The 15148-nt window shown below is 60.4% G+C and carries 11 protein-coding genes and 5 pseudogenes; 14 read left to right on the top strand and 2 right to left on the bottom strand.

The window, feature by feature from the left end:
* Window positions 1-13 precede the first annotated feature (13 nt).
* From galE to IVB12_RS18965, 3 genes and pseudogenes are all read left to right on the top strand, one after another.
* Entirely contained in the window at window positions 14-1075 is a 1062-nt protein-coding gene (galE, locus tag IVB12_RS18975; RefSeq protein WP_247301078.1) for a UDP-glucose 4-epimerase GalE, read from the top strand.
* A 418-nt stretch (window positions 1076-1493) separates the two neighbouring features.
* Window positions 1494-2088: pseudogene (locus IVB12_RS18970) on the top strand (IS3 family transposase); the annotation flags it as partial.
* Window positions 2089-2471: 383 nt separating this feature from the next.
* On the top strand, window positions 2472-5309 hold the full coding sequence (locus IVB12_RS18965; RefSeq protein ID WP_247301077.1) for an Ig-like domain-containing protein: 2838 nt from the start codon (window positions 2472-2474) through the stop codon (window positions 5307-5309).
* A gap of 448 nt (window positions 5310-5757) precedes the next feature.
* Here IVB12_RS18965 and IVB12_RS18960 read toward each other — a convergent pair.
* Together IVB12_RS18960 and IVB12_RS18955 are read right to left on the bottom strand one after the other, a co-directional pair.
* A pseudogene (locus IVB12_RS18960) lies at window positions 5758-6392 on the bottom strand (pyridoxal-phosphate dependent enzyme); the annotation flags it as partial.
* A 917-nt stretch (window positions 6393-7309) separates the two neighbouring features.
* Window positions 7310-7798: a CDP-archaeol synthase gene (locus tag IVB12_RS18955; RefSeq protein ID WP_247301076.1), complete on the bottom strand. Its 489-nt coding sequence runs from the start codon at window positions 7796-7798 to the stop codon at window positions 7310-7312.
* A gap of 101 nt (window positions 7799-7899) precedes the next feature.
* Here IVB12_RS18955 and IVB12_RS18950 point away from each other — a divergent pair, with 101 nt between their 5' ends.
* The 11 genes and pseudogenes from IVB12_RS18950 to IVB12_RS18900 all read left to right on the top strand — a co-directional run.
* Window positions 7900-8838, top strand: a complete 939-nt coding sequence (locus IVB12_RS18950; protein ID WP_247301075.1) for a metallophosphoesterase — start codon at window positions 7900-7902, stop codon at window positions 8836-8838.
* Between the two features lie 297 nt (window positions 8839-9135).
* Complete coding sequence (locus IVB12_RS18945) at window positions 9136-9369, top strand: IclR family transcriptional regulator C-terminal domain-containing protein (RefSeq protein ID WP_247301074.1); 234 nt, start codon at window positions 9136-9138, stop codon at window positions 9367-9369.
* 7 nt (window positions 9370-9376) lie between these two features.
* Window positions 9377-9565 (top strand): annotated as a pseudogene (locus IVB12_RS18940) (alpha-hydroxy-acid oxidizing protein); the annotation flags it as partial.
* Between the two features lie 58 nt (window positions 9566-9623).
* Window positions 9624-10165, top strand: a pseudogene (locus IVB12_RS18935) (AcrB/AcrD/AcrF family protein); the annotation flags it as partial.
* A 621-nt stretch (window positions 10166-10786) separates the two neighbouring features.
* Window positions 10787-11272 (top strand): hypothetical protein, encoded by a 486-nt coding sequence (locus tag IVB12_RS18930; RefSeq protein ID WP_247301073.1) that lies wholly within the window; start codon window positions 10787-10789, stop codon window positions 11270-11272.
* A complete protein-coding gene (locus tag IVB12_RS18925) occupies window positions 11232-11408 on the top strand; it encodes a GMC oxidoreductase (protein ID WP_247301072.1) in 177 nt (58 codons plus the stop codon). Before IVB12_RS18930 ends, IVB12_RS18925 begins: the two co-directional genes overlap by 41 nt.
* 526 nt (window positions 11409-11934) lie before the next feature.
* The gene (locus IVB12_RS18920; RefSeq protein ID WP_247301071.1) at window positions 11935-12354 is read left to right on the top strand and encodes a CopG family transcriptional regulator; all 420 of its coding nucleotides are present in this window, start codon (window positions 11935-11937) and stop codon (window positions 12352-12354) included.
* Window positions 12355-12359: 5 nt separating this feature from the next.
* The gene (locus IVB12_RS18915; RefSeq protein ID WP_247301070.1) at window positions 12360-13544 is read left to right on the top strand and encodes a PHB depolymerase family esterase; all 1185 of its coding nucleotides are present in this window, start codon (window positions 12360-12362) and stop codon (window positions 13542-13544) included.
* A gap of 215 nt (window positions 13545-13759) precedes the next feature.
* A complete protein-coding gene (locus IVB12_RS18910) occupies window positions 13760-14131 on the top strand; it encodes a hypothetical protein (RefSeq protein WP_247301069.1) in 372 nt (123 codons plus the stop codon).
* Between the two features lie 240 nt (window positions 14132-14371).
* The gene (locus IVB12_RS18905) at window positions 14372-14716 is read left to right on the top strand and encodes a DUF1236 domain-containing protein (RefSeq protein WP_247279936.1); all 345 of its coding nucleotides are present in this window, start codon (window positions 14372-14374) and stop codon (window positions 14714-14716) included.
* Window positions 14717-14807: 91 nt separating this feature from the next.
* Window positions 14808-15148: pseudogene (locus IVB12_RS18900) on the top strand (hypothetical protein); the annotation flags it as partial.

The raw sequence follows: 15148 nt of genomic DNA, 5'->3' as shown, positions 1-15148 counted from the left end.
GAGGGTGTCCGAGATGATCTTGTTGACTGGAGGCGCCGGCTACATCGGATCCCATGTCTGTGTCGCGTTGCTGAACGCCGGGCTCGAAGTTGTCGTAGTCGACAATCTTTCCAACAGCAACAGAGCCGCTCTCGAACGGGCACAATATATCAGCGGGCGATCGCTCGACTTTCGACACGTCGATATGCGCAACGAGGAAACCATTTACGAAATACTTCGTCGTTGCGGAGTCGCGGCAGTCATTCATCTTGCAGGGCTGAAAGCCGTAGGCGAGTCCAACCTTCGTCCGATGACCTATTACGAGAACAACGTAATGGGAACGATGCGACTTGTATCGGCCATGAAGAGGGCGAAGGTAAAAACCCTCGTCTTCAGTTCGTCGGCGACCGTTTACGGACGGCCGACGTACCTGCCGCTCGACGAGAAACATCCGCTCGGACCGACAAATCCGTATGGTCGAACGAAATTCTTCATAGAAGAAATGCTTAGGGACCTCTATCGGGCGGACGACGATTGGCGCATTGGAATTCTGCGCTACTTCAACCCAGTCGGGGCTCACGACAGTGGTCTCATTGGAGAAGACCCGTTGGGTACTCCGGACAATCTGGTGCCCTTTGTGGCGCAAGTTGCGATTGGACGGCGGGAGAGGCTGCTGATCTGGGGAGACGACTACGACACACCTGACGGCACCGGCGTCCGCGACTTCATTCATGTCGTCGATCTCGCATCAGGTCATCTCAGCGTCTTGAGGCAGCTGGCGCAGCCGGGGGTGCTCACGGTTAATCTTGGCACCGGATATGGCAGCAGCGTCCTGGATGTGATCCGGACCTTTGAAACGGTCAGCGGCCGGCGTGTCCGTTATGAAATTGGTCCGCGTCGGGCAGGCGATGTCGCCACCTGCTACGCTGATCCGACACTTGCGCGCGATGTGCTCGGTTGGACGTCAGCGCGGTCACTGGCGCAGATGTGTGCGGATCATTGGCGTTGGCAAATGAAAAACCCAGACGGCTATCCTCGTGTCGGCGGGCCGGTGAGCCAGGAGAGTCCGGTGCGGGGTTATTCTCGCAGTGCTTGATCATAGTGGCCGTGGTGAAGCGCAGTGGACCGCTCTTTGTTCCCAAGCTTTGCAGCTTGCCGTACGCGGTCCAGCGCCTGGGTCACGCGAATCCGGCTCTGCGCCCGGTACGTGCTTTGCTGGCCCACGCTCCCCTTGGTCGCCGGCCTTGGCTCCACCGGCTCCTGAAATGGACCGCGATTTTGGGACCATGAGCTTAGTTGGAAAGGGCTGCTCCGTTTGATAGACGGAGCGCATGATGACGACGAAGATGAGACGCAAAATCGACGCGGCGTTGAAGGCAAGGATCGCGCTGGAAGCCGTGCGGGAGCAGGCGAAAGTGGCCGCCATGGCCGGCCAACGACAACGACCTTGCCTTGATGCACGCCTAGCCGTTCCCCGGCGAATGACCGCGATGCTGAAGGCTGAGGGGCTTCAGGTCAATCGCAAGCGCGTGCAGCGATTGATGCGCAAGATGGGCATCGCGGCGCCGGGACCGAAGCCGAACCCGGCAAAGCCGGCGCCTGGCCCCAAGATCTATCCCATCTGCTGCGCAACATGACGATCAACCGGCCGAACCAGGTATGGGCGGCCAACATCACGTATTTGCCCATCGCCGCGGCTTTTCTCTATCTCGTCGCGATCATCGACTGGGGCCAGCCGTGCGGTTCTGGCGTGGCGGTTGTCACACGATGGACGTCTCGTTCTGCGTGGCGGCTCTGGAAGAGGCGCTGGCGAAGTACGGCGCGCCGGAGATTTTCAAACCGACCAGGGCGGCAGTTCACGAGTGCGGCCTTCACCGGCGCGTTGGCGGGGGCAGGGATCAAGATCTCCATGGATGGCCGCGGTCGTTGGATGGACAACGTCTTCATCGAGCGGCTGTGGCGGTGTCTCAAGCATGATGGACATCTATCTCAAGGGCTATGCCGACGGCCGCGAGGCCAAGACAGGGATCGCGAGCTGGATTGCCTTCTACAACGATCGTCGCCTTCATCAGGGCCCTCGGCTATCGTACGCCGATGGCAGTCTGGCGCGAGCGGATGCACGCCGACAAGGCTGTGGACATGGTGGACAACGCTGACGCGTTGACCACATTCCCGCAGCAACAGCAGCAGACAGAATCTCTGGCTGCGTGATAGAAAGGATCAGGAGCGGTCAGTTTCCAGCTAACAAATCGGTTCAAGCGGTCCCACTCCCCGGGTCCATTTCAGGACCGCGGCGAGGCGCGCTGACGTCCTGAAGCGATCCGCCTTTCTCTCAAGAGGCGGCTTGAGCGCGAGGATCATGCGGCCGGCAAGATTCTCGACTTTTGACGCACCTTTCCCGGCCATCACCACCGCAGCAGGTTAAAAACGCGGCTCGATTGCACGAAAAGTCCGGGATATTCCCCCGGGCATACATTCGTACAATCCATACTTTGATATTTTTTTTGCCACACTTTCTAATTATCTCGCCGGCTAGCAGTTGGGGGGCAATCAAATCCCGCTGCTTGGAAATTTGTTCGCGGTGCAAGCGCTGCGAGCATGCGGTATGTCGCGCGCCATCGTGCGCCGCGGTGGAATTCCCTGTTATCAACGTCAAAGAGGAATACGGAATGACTCTTTCCGCACCCACCGGCTTTACCTCAAGCGATCTCGTCTTCGAGGAAAACTTCTCCGGGACGACGCTCGACAACTACTGGCACAACTACATCACGAGCAATGCCGCCAACGGCTGGCCATGGAACAGCAATGGATCAGGCGGAAGTGGAATGGGCAACCAGTTTGACGCCGAATATTTCATGCCGAGCCAGGTGTCGGTGAGCAACGGGGTATTGGATCTCACGGCGAACAAACAGGCAGTCAACGGCGTGAGCGGCGGGTCGCCATATACATTCCCCGTTACGTCGGGCGCCGTGAGCAGCTATGGCAATTTCGAATTCAACGGCGGCTATCTTCAGATCAGCATGAAAGCGCCAAGCGGCGACGGCTCGTGGCCGGGGCTCTGGCTGCTGCCCGGCAAAGGCTCGAGCAGCGGCGACAACTTCGAAATCGACATGCAGGAAGGTGGATATACCGGTTCGGAGCCGGCTAACCAGGCGTTCTCCTGGCATCTTCACACGCCTTCGGGGGCGGTCGGCGGGGTCATCGACACCGGCATCGACCTGACAGCCGGATTCCACACCTACGGCATCAACTGGGTGCCAGGCCAGTCGATGACCTGGTACCTGGACGGCAAGCAGATGGCGCAGGTGACCAGCGCGCAGGCACCGATCCCGAACGAGCCGATGGAATTGCTCCTGAGCAATTCGGTCGCGAATTCCAACGCGGCCGGATGGCATACGACTCTCGACAGCTCGACTCCCTCCTCAATGACGATGCAGATCGACGATGTCCAGCTCTATCAAAAGGCAGGCAGCGGCGAGACTGTCCTGGGCACTAACGTGACCTCGTCCTCCGGGACGTCATCGAGCGGCACCTCGTCGAGCGGAACGTCCTCGACTGGCTCTAGCTCGGTTGCCGCTCCCGTGATCGCTTCCTTCTCGTCCGACACCGGCGTGGTTGGCGATGGCATCACGAAGGACAACACCCCCGACCTCAAAGGCACCGCGGCCGCAAACAGCACGATCAAGATCTACGACGGCTCGACCCAGATCGGTACGACGACTGCCGATGCTGCAGGCGGTTGGGACTACATCACACAAGTCCTGAGTGACGCGAAGCACACGCTGACGGCGACCGCGACCAACTCGTCCGGCCAGACCAGCGTGGCGTCGGCTGCACTGGCGGTCACTGTCGATACCAAGGCGCCGGCGACGCCGACGATCGCCAGCGATACTGTTGGCAGCAACAATCAGGTGGTGGCATCCGGGCAAGCCGAGGCGAACAGCACGATAAGGGTATATGACGGCACCACGCAGGTCGGTACCGCAACGACCAACACAAGCGGGGCGTGGGCGGTGACAACCGCCGCTCTGGCGGCAGGTACGCACGTTCTCACGGCGACCGCGACTGACGTCGCAGGCAACGTAAGCGCCCCGTCAGCGGCTTTCGATTCCGTCATCTCATCTTCGGGCTCGTCCGGCACGGGTACGTCCGGCACGGGCACATCCGGTACAGGGACCTCGGGTACGGGCTCATCCGCCCCGACGCCACCCGCCGCGCCGAAGATCGCCTCGTTCTCCAGCGATACCGGCACCGCCGGTGATCACATCACGAGCGACAAAACGGTGACCCTGGCGGGGACTGCAGCTGCCAACAGCACAGTCAAAGTGCTCGACGGCACGACCCAGCTCGGCGGCGTCACGGCGGATGCGAGCGGAGCGTGGCACTACACGACGGCCGCGCTGCCGGACGGCAAGCACAGCTTCACCGCGAGCGACACGGTCTCTGGTGTCACCAGCAAGGCATCGACTGCGCTGGATGTCACGGTAGATAGCGCTGCCCCCGATGCTCCGGTTCTGTTGAGCGATCCGACCACACATAACCGCGCAACCGTATCCGGTACGGCGGAAGCGGGGAGCTTGATCAAGCTCTATGAGGGCACGACCCTGCTTGGCACCGCGACCGTCGCAAGTGACGGCGACTGGAGCGTGACGACCCCGAATCTCAAGCATGGGTCACACACCTTCACCGCGACGGCTACCGACGCAGCCGGTAACACCAGCGCCTTGTCGCAGCCGATCGACCCGCCGATTGGCTCGCACACCGGTAGCGACACCTCAACCGTGGAAGTCACCAATGTGCGTCAGCATTGGGATCACACGGCAACGATCAAGGGCACTGCCGATCCCAACAGCCCGATCAAACTGCTTGACGGCACGATCTCGGTCGGTTCTGCCACGACGGATGCAGACGGCAAGTGGAGCTTCCACACCTCCGACCTGTCGGACAAGACCCACGCCTTTACCGCGGAGCAGGTCGACACCACCGGCCATGTGGTCGGAACCGGTTCGGGCGAGGCGATCATCGGCTCGGGCCGCAACGACACGCTGACCGGCACCACAGGCAATGACATCCTGGTCGGCAAGAGGGGAGCGGATACGTTCGAGTTTGCGTCGAACTTCGGCCATGACGTCATCAAGGACTTCGCTGCCGCAGGACCTGCTCACGACGCGGTTCAGTTCAGCAAAGGCGTGTTCGATACTTTTGCGAGCGTTCTTTCCCACGCCGCCCAGTCCGGCCACGACGTCGTCATCGCGACCGGGAGCGACACGCTGACGCTGAAGAACACCAAGCTCGATGCGTTGAACAGCCACGACTTCCACTTCGCGTAACGCATAGATCAACACGGAGTAAAGCCAAGTTCGCCTCGGAGAATTTTCCCGCAAAAGATTCAGGCGTGAGTAATCACCGGCTTGCAAGGCGGGGGCGTCCCCCGCCGTATCGGTCCAGCCATGTTGGTTAGCAGCCGGCTGGAGTTGTCGTACAGCAGGGGGCTGAGCACGCAACAGCTACCATTTCTCTTATGCATCGATTGATCAGTCGAAGCTGCCTTGCTCGATGGCGAACAGCGCACGATCAAGCCCCACGTCTCGTTGAGAACGTCACAGCCGGTCTACAGGATCGCATCGATAGGGATCAGCGAGTAGCATCCGGACTAACTGTCTTCCTTGTCCATTCGGCGGACGAATTCGAGCGTGCGTTCGCCTCAATCCCGCCGCCTGGATGCTGGCAACAGCGAAGGCCTCGTCATTGTCTCTGATACGCCGTATCAATTGGCATGCCCTCCAGATTTTTGGTAACGCGTATTACCCGATGCCTTGTGATTGAGTCTCCTTCGGTCGTCAGCTCCCTTTGGTAAACCAGTTAAAGAGAGCGGCCCCCATGGGATCCCTGAGTGCAATTTTAATGCTCGGATTTCGCTCTTAAGGGCTCGCGCGATTCCACCCAAGGTGCCGCCGCTCCCAACGGCGCAAGGAAGGCCTTCGATCCTTCCAGCCGTCTGCTCCCAAATCTCCGGACCAATAGTGCGATAGCAGCCATCCCGGTTGGCAATATTGTCGAACTGGTTAGCCCAGAAAGGCACCGCATAACCGCAACATATCTTTTTTCTCCTGACTTTGCGTTTCAGGCATCACAATTACGCTTCGATAACCGCGGGCATTCGCCACCAACGCTATGCCAATCCTACATTTGCCGGCTGTTCGCTCGACGATGATACCGCCTGGCCTAAGCTTGCCGTACCGCTCAGCATCATTGATTATGGCTAGGGCCGCGCGATCCTTAATCGAGCCACCAGGATTAAGAAATTCGGCCTTGCCGTAGATCTCGCAACCTGTGGCCTCTGACGGCACCGCAGTCTGGATCAACGGCGTACTGCCGATGGCGTCCAAGAAACTTGTCCGGATACCGTTCATCGCCTGCCTCACCTTCACTACTGCGCAACTCTAGGCTGCCCGGCGGACAATTCGATTCTCTACTTCAGGCGCTTTGTGCTATGTTTTGAGCTTCCAACCTGCCTAATGGGCAATGGGTTCTGAAGCAGCTGTACCTATCGGGCTTTTGCTCACGAGAACTTTGCTGCAGCTCCGAGCGGAGTTCGTTATCCGCGGGATATGGGCAAGGGCTTATGAGTACACGCCCTAGTTTGCTGCATGAACTGGTCGGAACCTGGCGCGCACGCTCGGCTCCGCATCGCGGCTGAGTATGACAAACTTGCCGACAGGGCCGCAGAATGGAAGCGCTCTAGCCCGGTGAACCTTCCAGGAACAAGCACAGCAGTGCGCGGAAGTAGAGAGAAATCCGCCACTATCGGCAAATCGCCGGGCGCATACAGACCGTGACGCTCGAGGCACTTCATAGCTCCCTCCCGGTGGCTGGGTGGCGCGGGTTGACGTTGCTATCAGCCGCCCATCGGTCCGTCCGGCGCGGCGAGCCGGAGCCGCGCGCCACGTCTTGCGCCGGAGCCGCTCGGCCAGCTGATCGCAGCGGGACTTGCTCACTCTGAAGATGAGCAAGGCTCGTTCAAACTCGCGCTGAGGCTGCTGAGCGACTCGGGTTGGCGAAGCCACGGCGCGAAAGACTGCGATGCAGGGATCGTCGCGGGATGCTGCTGAGGTGCGGCGAGGCTCGGCTGATCGCGCTCTCTATGTGGGACGCACGAGCCGATGCTTGCTTAGCAGCGCGTGGCCTGGAGCTCTCGTGCCTTTGTGTCCCGGTCCCGTCGTCGCTCGATGTTCTCCGCTCAGTCGGTGCTGGATCGAGCGTCTTTCCTGTTCGCCTCAACTGTCCACCAGAAATCACCCTGCACTGCCTTCGTTCGGGCAACGGCGGGCTAATATGGTTCGTCGCGCAGATGGACCCGAAATAGAAAACGAGACAGAATTACCGCGCCAATAAAAAAAATCCCGACGCCAAGCGCCACGTCTGCGATCGTCAATGAAAGTGCGCCGCGGCATGCCAGCATCGGAAATAAGGATTCGGGAATCTGATCGAGCCCGAGTGCCTGGCTTCTAGGCGGAGAGTTTAGGCGGCGCTTCGCGAAACTGGAGAACAAATCGCCCGCCATAGCCGCAACCGCTACGATTGCACCAATCGTCAGATCCCGCCCGATAAGTGGGGCGCTTGCTGTCGTGAGGAGGAATGAAATCAAGATACCGCGGATGGTCTTCGATGGTCCAAACAACGGCCGCCCATCAAAAAATATGGTGCCGGCATCCAGCGGAAAGGAAAAATGTGAGCCAAAAATCTTCTTCGCAACGATCGGTGTGCCGTTCGCCAACGTCACTAAAACCAGCAATTGACAAATAGGCACAAGTTGCATTTCTTCAGCTTAGCTTATTGTTGCATCCGCCCGGGTCGGGCTGTTCTGGTCTCATGGGAATACGGTATATCTACCTGAAGGCCGATCAAGGGGGCTAGCTGGTGGACGAAGACATTCTGCGCAAGCTCGAGATCCGTCTCGGGCCGCTCCACGCGCGGCAGCGATTGGGGATTGAGCGAGATCATGAAGCTCAGGTCTTTGGCCAGGGCCTCACGTTCTTCCATCTTGAAAACTCATCCTGGGCCGAGTGGATCATTCGAAATGTTCTGCGGGCAACGGGGCTTTATTGGCGTGCATGCCAGAATGCAGAACGGATTCTTGTCAGGCGGAATGACTTGAGGTTCGAGAAATTACCGTCGCTCTTTGAGGGCTTCACCATTCTCCACATTAGCGACCTCCACGTGGATATGAATGAAGTTGCCATGAACAGAGTCATCGAGCTGGTTGGCAGCATGCAGTACGATGTCTGTGTCCTGACTGGCGATTATCGGGGTCGGACTTTTGGGCCCTTCCAGCCCGCGCTGGATGGGGTCGCGCGATTGGGAAGTCATCTGAAACAGCCAATCTACGCCGTGCTCGGCAACCACGATACGATTCAGATGGTTCCTGGGCTCGAAGCCATGGGCATTCGCGTGCTGCTCAACGAATGCGAAACAATCGTCCGGAAGCACCAACGGATCTATCTCGCGGGAATCGACGATGCACACTTCTACAGAGTGGATAACATTGAAAAAGCCGCTCTCTCGATACCCCGCGGTCAATTCTCGATCTTGTTGTCTCACACGCCGGAGGTTTATCGCCAGGCTGCCCATGCAAATTTTGATCTCATGCTGAGTGGACACACTCACGGCGGTCAGATTTGTCTTCCCGGATCCATTCCAATCAAGCTCGAGGCGGTGCTGCCAAGACGGATGGGGGCGGGGCCTTGGCAGTACGGCGATATGACCGGCTATACTTCCGTTGGTGCAGGCTCGAGCGTCGTTCCCGTGCGCCTCAATTGCCCGCCGGAGATAACCTTGCATCGTTTACGTCGCACCTGACGCTCACGAAGCGATCCACAGGTCATAGGTCGGCGTCCACTACCAGTAACTGAGTGCCATGAGCGGGGGGCGCTGTCATTCAACTGCGCAATTTGTGCAGTGCATGAGTTTCTTTCCTGGCAAGTGCACATCGGCCACTGGCCGACTTCTTCCATAACAACTCATATCCGCCGGCCTACTTCACGGCTTCCGGCATAGCCATCCTGGCGGCCCTTCCTGAGGCAGAGCAACAGGACCTCTTGAAGCGTACGCGGCTCGAGCCACTCACGCCTTACACGATTACATCCCGGTAAGCTCATGGAGCAGGTGCACCTCGCCGCCAAGCGCGCCTATTCGATCCAGATCAACCAAAGCGTCATGGGCGATATTTCCGTCGCGGCGGCGATCATCGACGAGCACGGGCGGGCGATCGCCGCGGTCAACATCTCCGTGCCCACGACGCGGTGGACCACTGAGCGTGTCGAGGCCGAGCTCGTTCAGCAGTGTTCACAGTCGATCTCGAAGTCCAAGTTCAAACGCTACGCCGCCTGAAACGCCGATGCCGATGCTCCTCAATGCCAGCGACTATCGCCGCCGCGCGCGACGGTTCCTCCCGCGCGGGTTGTTCGATTATATTGATCGCGGCTCGGAGGACGAAACGGCATTGACCCGCCTGCGTGCCTCGCTTGACGCCATTACCTTGGTGCCCGCGGTGCTGACAGGGCAAGACAGGCGCGATCTCGACACGGTGTCGTTCGGCCGAAGGATCGCCGCGCCCCTCGTTGTCGCGCCAACGGCACTCGCCTGTGCTGGTGGAGGTTCGGCTGCCGGAAGGTACCAGCACGAGACGACGACCGCCACAGTCGAGAAGCTCGAGCGCTGGTTGCACGATCAGCCCGAGGCCAAGATCGTCACGAGCTATGTCGGTCAGGGCGCGCCCCGCTTCGCCTTCGCGATGGCGCCGGAACTGCCTGATCCGGCCTTCGCCAAGGTCGTCGTGCTGACGCCGCATACGGAGGCGCGCGAAGATCTGAAGCACCGGCTTGGACAGGCGGTGTCACAGGGGCTCGCACCTGAGGCCAATGTACGCGTCACGCAGCTCGTGTTCGGACCCTATACCCCGTTCCCGGTCGAGTTTCGGGTCATGGGGCCTGATCCGGCGCAATTGTACGCCATCTCCGAAAAAGCGCTCGGTATCATGCGTGGCGTTCCCGATGTGCGCCAGGCGAACCGCGACTGGGGTGATCGCAAGCCCGTGCTCCGCTTCATCCCGGATCAGGATCGACTGAACCTCATCGGCCTTTCGCCAGCGGAGGTCGGCCGGCAACTGCAGTTTCTCCTCACCGGCACCATCGAGACGCATTCGTAGAACTCGGTCTTGCCAGATTGATACGAGTTCTGCATCTCGCAACCGAGGGCAGGGCGATTGCGCTCAAAAGAGTGCCAAGGCTCCTGTTCGATCTGTCGAGTTTCAGAAGAAAGGTGCTCTGCGCGTTAGGTAGAGACGGTCGAGGTCGGCCCCTCGGGAAATAGGCGCGATTTCTCCAGCGCACCGTTTCAAGTGATAGATGGATGTGTGGTAAGGGCCTGGTATCGGCCTGCTAAGTCACGCACGCATTCCTTGCGGTGCTGTCGAAATCTAACGACGCGGCAAATGCCGGAAAAGGCGCTCAAAGCCATCAACTTCGCAGAAAATGCTTTTGATGTGTACGATAGTTCTGCTGCTGGACGTCGTTCGTTGGGTTGCTTCGATCGAATTTCGCATTTGGCGTTTGCGAGAGATTTCCTATCGCTCGTTTCCTCCCTCTACTCGGCCCGGCGGCGATCGCCCGGCCCTTTGTCTCCGCTACGTCTGATGCTTCTCGGAACGCGGCTGATCAGCGCCGTATGACCTTCTTCAAGATTTCGGTAAGCGTTCGACATTCATCTCGGGTCTCTCGCGCGACCGCGCGAGAGGCTGGACGGCTGCGTGTTTAGGTTTCGCACTACGGCCGTTTTGCTCTCCGTGGTCTACCTTGCGAACGGCTGTTTCAACGACAGGGCTGGCGGCCGCTTCGGAGCTCTCGTGCCCGCGCTGTTTTCGGTCGGGTCTCTTCTCGGTAGGCCGTGTGGGGCAGCCGTCCGGCTGCTGGCAAGGCTCGTGGTGCATCCGCAGCTCAATCCCTGGGCCGGCGATTTCTTTCCCGCCTCCTATTCCCCGCTCATCAAGCGCCTAAGCAAGCATGGCACCGCGAACCGCATCGTCGCCTCGATCCTCGGGCCGATGCTCGACGTGCCCGCCGGCCTCCGGCAGCTCCTGATCCGGCTGGTGCTGCTCAACGGCACCGCCTTCCAGGCGACGCTCGCGGACGACCGCGCCTTCGAAGCCTTCGTGCGGCAGAGCGTGTTGGGCGTTTGGCATCCGGTCGGACCGCATGGACGATCCCGCCGACCGCACGGTGGTGGTCAATCCTGACGGGCGAGTGATTGGCAGCGCGAACTTGTACGTGGCGGATGCGTCCATTATGCCGCGCCTGCCCGCGGCCAATACTAATATTCCCACGATCAGGATTGCGGAGAAAATCGGCGATTTCTTGCGAAAGTCGACCTGAGAAAATCGCGACGAGCGCGGGAGAACCAGAAGCAAGCGCTACCCCACTCGACCAATGCTGGAGGGAGACCGGGGACAAATGGAACGTCTAACTGGCCAGATCGTCCTGGTCTGCCGCTGCCCTGACTCAGCACCGCAAGGGGAATAGATACGGACCTGATGTTGGCTCCAGAAAGCGCGGCATGGGCCGGCTTGGGTGGGAGCTGGCGCAGCAGATCAGGGAAATCTCGCCTGGCTTTCCCGTGGTCTACATGACGAGCGCCGGCGCGCCCTGACTGAAATTGCAGGGCGTCGACGGCAGGGCCTTTGCCCCGCCCCAGTTGGCTGCCGCGGTGTCGCAGCTACTCGATACCGGAGCCTCATCGGCTTGAACCGCTCCGAGTTTCCGATCCTTCGACCCCTCGGTGGTGGCTGATCGTCGGCTCCAGTGTCTCGTCGGATGGCAAAACTTCCTCTTGTAAAAACCTCGCCAGCCATCCAATTAGCTTCTAGGCGCCATCCACAGGGATGGGCAATGGATAGTTTCGATGTATGACAATGTTCGCGACCTGCGTCCCAAAGCCCCAGACACCGAGAAAATCACGATCAACCTTGGCTACGTGGACCTCGGCCATGTCGATCTGATGGTGCAGGAAGGGTTCTATTCGAACCGCACTGATTTCATTCGCACGGCCATCCGCAATCAGCTCGAGCGGCATGCAGATGTTCTCAAGCAGTCGACGGCCAGACACAGCTTGGACCTCGGGCTACGCAACTTCACCCGCCAGGATCTCGAAGCGGCTCAGCGCGCCGGCGAGATGCTGCACATCAACGTTCTCGGCTTGGCAACCATCGCCCAGGACGTCACGCCCGACCTGGCACGCGCCACCATCGCGTCGGTCTGGGTGCTCGGAGCCCTCCATGCCACTCCCGCGGTCAAGGCCGCTCTTGCCGACAGAACGAGGTAAAGCAGATGCTGAATCGAAATACGATCCATGAGGCCACTCGTCTCACGCGTGCGGGCAAGTTGGTCGAGGCCACTGCGCTTCTGCAGCGCATGCTCCGGGGTGAAACTGCCGCAGAACCGTTTGATCGCGCGGGCCCTCCGGCGCCAGCGCGGCTGGAGCCGCCGACCATCGAGGTGAAGGCCGACCTGGTCGGGGAGAAGGAAAGGCGCCCAGCCACGCGGGCCGCTTCCGCGCAGCGGCGCGGACGGCCCGCGCCTTTGGACAACATGCAAGAGTTCGCTGGCCTCGGTCTGCGAGGCCCGATATTGCGCGCTCCTCCGTCCATGTCGGATGTCGCGCCCGACGGGACGCAATTCATTGCCGGCACATTCCGTAGCGCGGCCGGAGTTCGAGCCTACAAGCTGTTCATCCCGAGCCGCTCTCGAGGAGAGCCCCTTCCCCTCGTCGTCATGCTTCACGGCTGCACCCAGTCGGCTGACGATTTCGCGGCCGGTACACGCATGAATTTTCTGGCTGAACACCGGAATTGTTTCGTGGTCTATCCCGAGCAGCCGAGCGCAGCCAATCAGTCGAAATGCTGGAATTGGTTTCGTACTGGTGACCAGGAACGGGATGGCGGCGAGCCTTCGCTTATCGCGGGCATCACCCGCCAGGTCATGCAGGATCATCGGATCGACCCGAAGCGCGTGTACGTAGCGGGGCTGTCCGCCGGCGGCGCGGCGGCTGCCATCATGGCTGCGACGCACCCCGACCTCTACGCCGCCGTTGGCATCCATTCGGGCTTGGTTTGCGGAGCCGCCAGTGATCTTCCCTCCGCTCTTGTCGCCATGCGGCAGGGAGCCCGTTCTATCATTTCCCATCACGGACCGCAGGTGCCGACCATCGTTTTCCATGGCGACCGAGACACAACGGTGCATCCGAACAACGGCGACCGTATCGTCGAACAATCGGGTAATGCGTCGGATTTCAATGCGAAGGTCATCGGTGGAAAAGTGCCACACGGGCACGCGTATACCCGCACCATTCTGGCCGACGTGAGCGGGCGCGCCGTCTCCGAACACTGGAATGTTCACGGCGCAGGCCACGCTTGGTCGGGAGGAAGTCCGGCGGGATCCTACACGGATCCAAGCGGCCCGGATGCAAGCAGGGAGATGCTTCGCTTCTTTCTCGAGCAATCGCTCCCGACATAGTCGGCATCAGGTTGATGCCAATAGAGCAAGCAGAGCGATTGCAGGCTGAATTGGCGCGGCCCGGATTGAAGTTTGCTGAAGCCGACTGGCCGTGATCTTCACCTCGATTGAGCGCGTGCGTCCAACGGACGCTCGCGCCGATCGCGCTACGTCTTCCCGGGCACTCAAATCGGTGCTGGCGCGGTCATATTTGAAGCCAGGCGCGGTGCGGGTAAATGTGGCAGACGTTCCAAAGTCGGAACATCGCGCATAACGGGAAGTTAGTGGGTAGGAGCACCCGTGATGGGCCTGAAGCGAACGATCAAAAACCTCGGCCCTATCCGTCGCTCCTTCTGTTGGCAGTACCCACGGCGACGGTCGAACCGTTGAAGCTTGTTGCGTTGGCGGTTGCCGGCAAAGGCCATTGGATCACCGGGACCGCGATGATCGTCGCCTGCTATCTCCTTAGCCTGTGTGTCGTCGAAAGGCTCTTTGTGATCGTCAAGCCGAAGCTTTTGATTCTTCCGTGGTTCGCCAAGTTGTGGAATGCCGTCACCTCGGTTCGCACGGCTTTTTTTGCGCCTTTTCGTAAGCTGCGCGTGGATTAGGGCTCCGACGCGCGCGACGTGCTGTCCCGTATGCGAGGGTCGTCGCCACAACCACACCCATGAGGTGCGCCGCTACGTCGAGTGCCGCGCCGATGGCGACGAGGTGAGGCCTGCCCCGTAGCCTCTCCGTATCATCCTGTGCTCGCGCGGGCAAAAGCGGCAATCGTGCTGCCGCGCGTTCGGAACTTTGCCACCATTCGCGGGTTCATGCAGGCTGCATGCTGCGGCGAGGAGATATGCATGAAGAAGCTGATGCTGACGTGCGCGGCCGCCGCGCTGATCTCGACGGGCGCGATGGCCCAGTCCACGGTGGTCACAACCACCGGGACGAGCCACGCCGCGGCCGTGCAGATCGAGCCGGAATACCGCACGAAGATCCGCAGCTACGTGACGGAACACAAGATCCGTCCGGTAGAGAGCCGCGAGAAAATCGTGGTCGGCTCGCCCGTGCCGCGCGAGCTCGAGCTCGAGTCCGTGCCGGCCGAATGGGGGCCCTCTCTTACGAAGTATCGCTACGTCTACTCCGGCGAGCGCGTGATGCTGGTGGACCCGTCGACGCGCACCGTGGTCCAAGAGGTGGAGTAGTCCTCGAAGGCGGGCCGCTGAAGGAAGCGGCCCGCCTTCAGCCACGTCCGGCCCGTCGAAATCGATTCCCTTCATTTGCAAGCGGCTGTCCATGCCGATCATCCGTTATTTCGTGTTCCTGAGCGGGCTGCTGCTGGCGCTGCTCTTCGCAGCGGACCGGTACCTGCCGGCGCCAGTCGAGCGCGCAGGCGCGGCCGACCCCGACAGGACGACCATCCGGATCAGCTCGGCAAGGAGCCTTCCGGAGAAGATCGTCTTCGACACGCGCCCGCGCACCGATGTTCCGGAGATGGTGCAGGCCGAGCCGACGCCCGAAGTACCGCACCAGGCAATGCGCAGGGGAATCGCATATGGATTTCTCTGGCCTATTGCATTGGAGAGCAAGAGAGATTCTGAAGACGACTCCCAGAGCATGGAGGGGGTCGGATGCGG

Source organism: Bradyrhizobium sp. 179, from assembly GCF_023073535.1.
Taxonomy (GTDB): Bacteria; Pseudomonadota; Alphaproteobacteria; order Rhizobiales; family Xanthobacteraceae; genus Bradyrhizobium.
The sequence above is the reverse complement of the archived record's forward strand: the minus strand, read 5'-3'. Positions and strand labels throughout refer to the sequence as shown.

Excerpts from the sequence above, each read along its gene's own strand:
- galE (WP_247301078.1), top strand. The coding sequence starts at position 14 with ATGATCTTGTTGACTGGAGGCGCCGGCTACATCGGATCCCATGTCTGT.
- IVB12_RS18955 (WP_247301076.1), bottom strand. The coding sequence starts at position 7,798 with ATGCAACTTGTGCCTATTTGTCAATTGCTGGTTTTAGTGACGTTGGCG.
- IVB12_RS18945 (WP_247301074.1), top strand. The coding sequence starts at position 9,136 with ATGGAGCAGGTGCACCTCGCCGCCAAGCGCGCCTATTCGATCCAGATC.
- IVB12_RS18925 (WP_247301072.1), top strand. The coding sequence starts at position 11,232 with ATGGACGATCCCGCCGACCGCACGGTGGTGGTCAATCCTGACGGGCGA.
- IVB12_RS18920 (WP_247301071.1), top strand. The coding sequence starts at position 11,935 with ATGTATGACAATGTTCGCGACCTGCGTCCCAAAGCCCCAGACACCGAG.
- IVB12_RS18915 (WP_247301070.1), top strand. The coding sequence starts at position 12,360 with ATGCTGAATCGAAATACGATCCATGAGGCCACTCGTCTCACGCGTGCG.
- IVB12_RS18910 (WP_247301069.1), top strand. The coding sequence starts at position 13,760 with ATGTGGCAGACGTTCCAAAGTCGGAACATCGCGCATAACGGGAAGTTA.
- IVB12_RS18905 (WP_247279936.1), top strand. The coding sequence starts at position 14,372 with ATGAAGAAGCTGATGCTGACGTGCGCGGCCGCCGCGCTGATCTCGACG.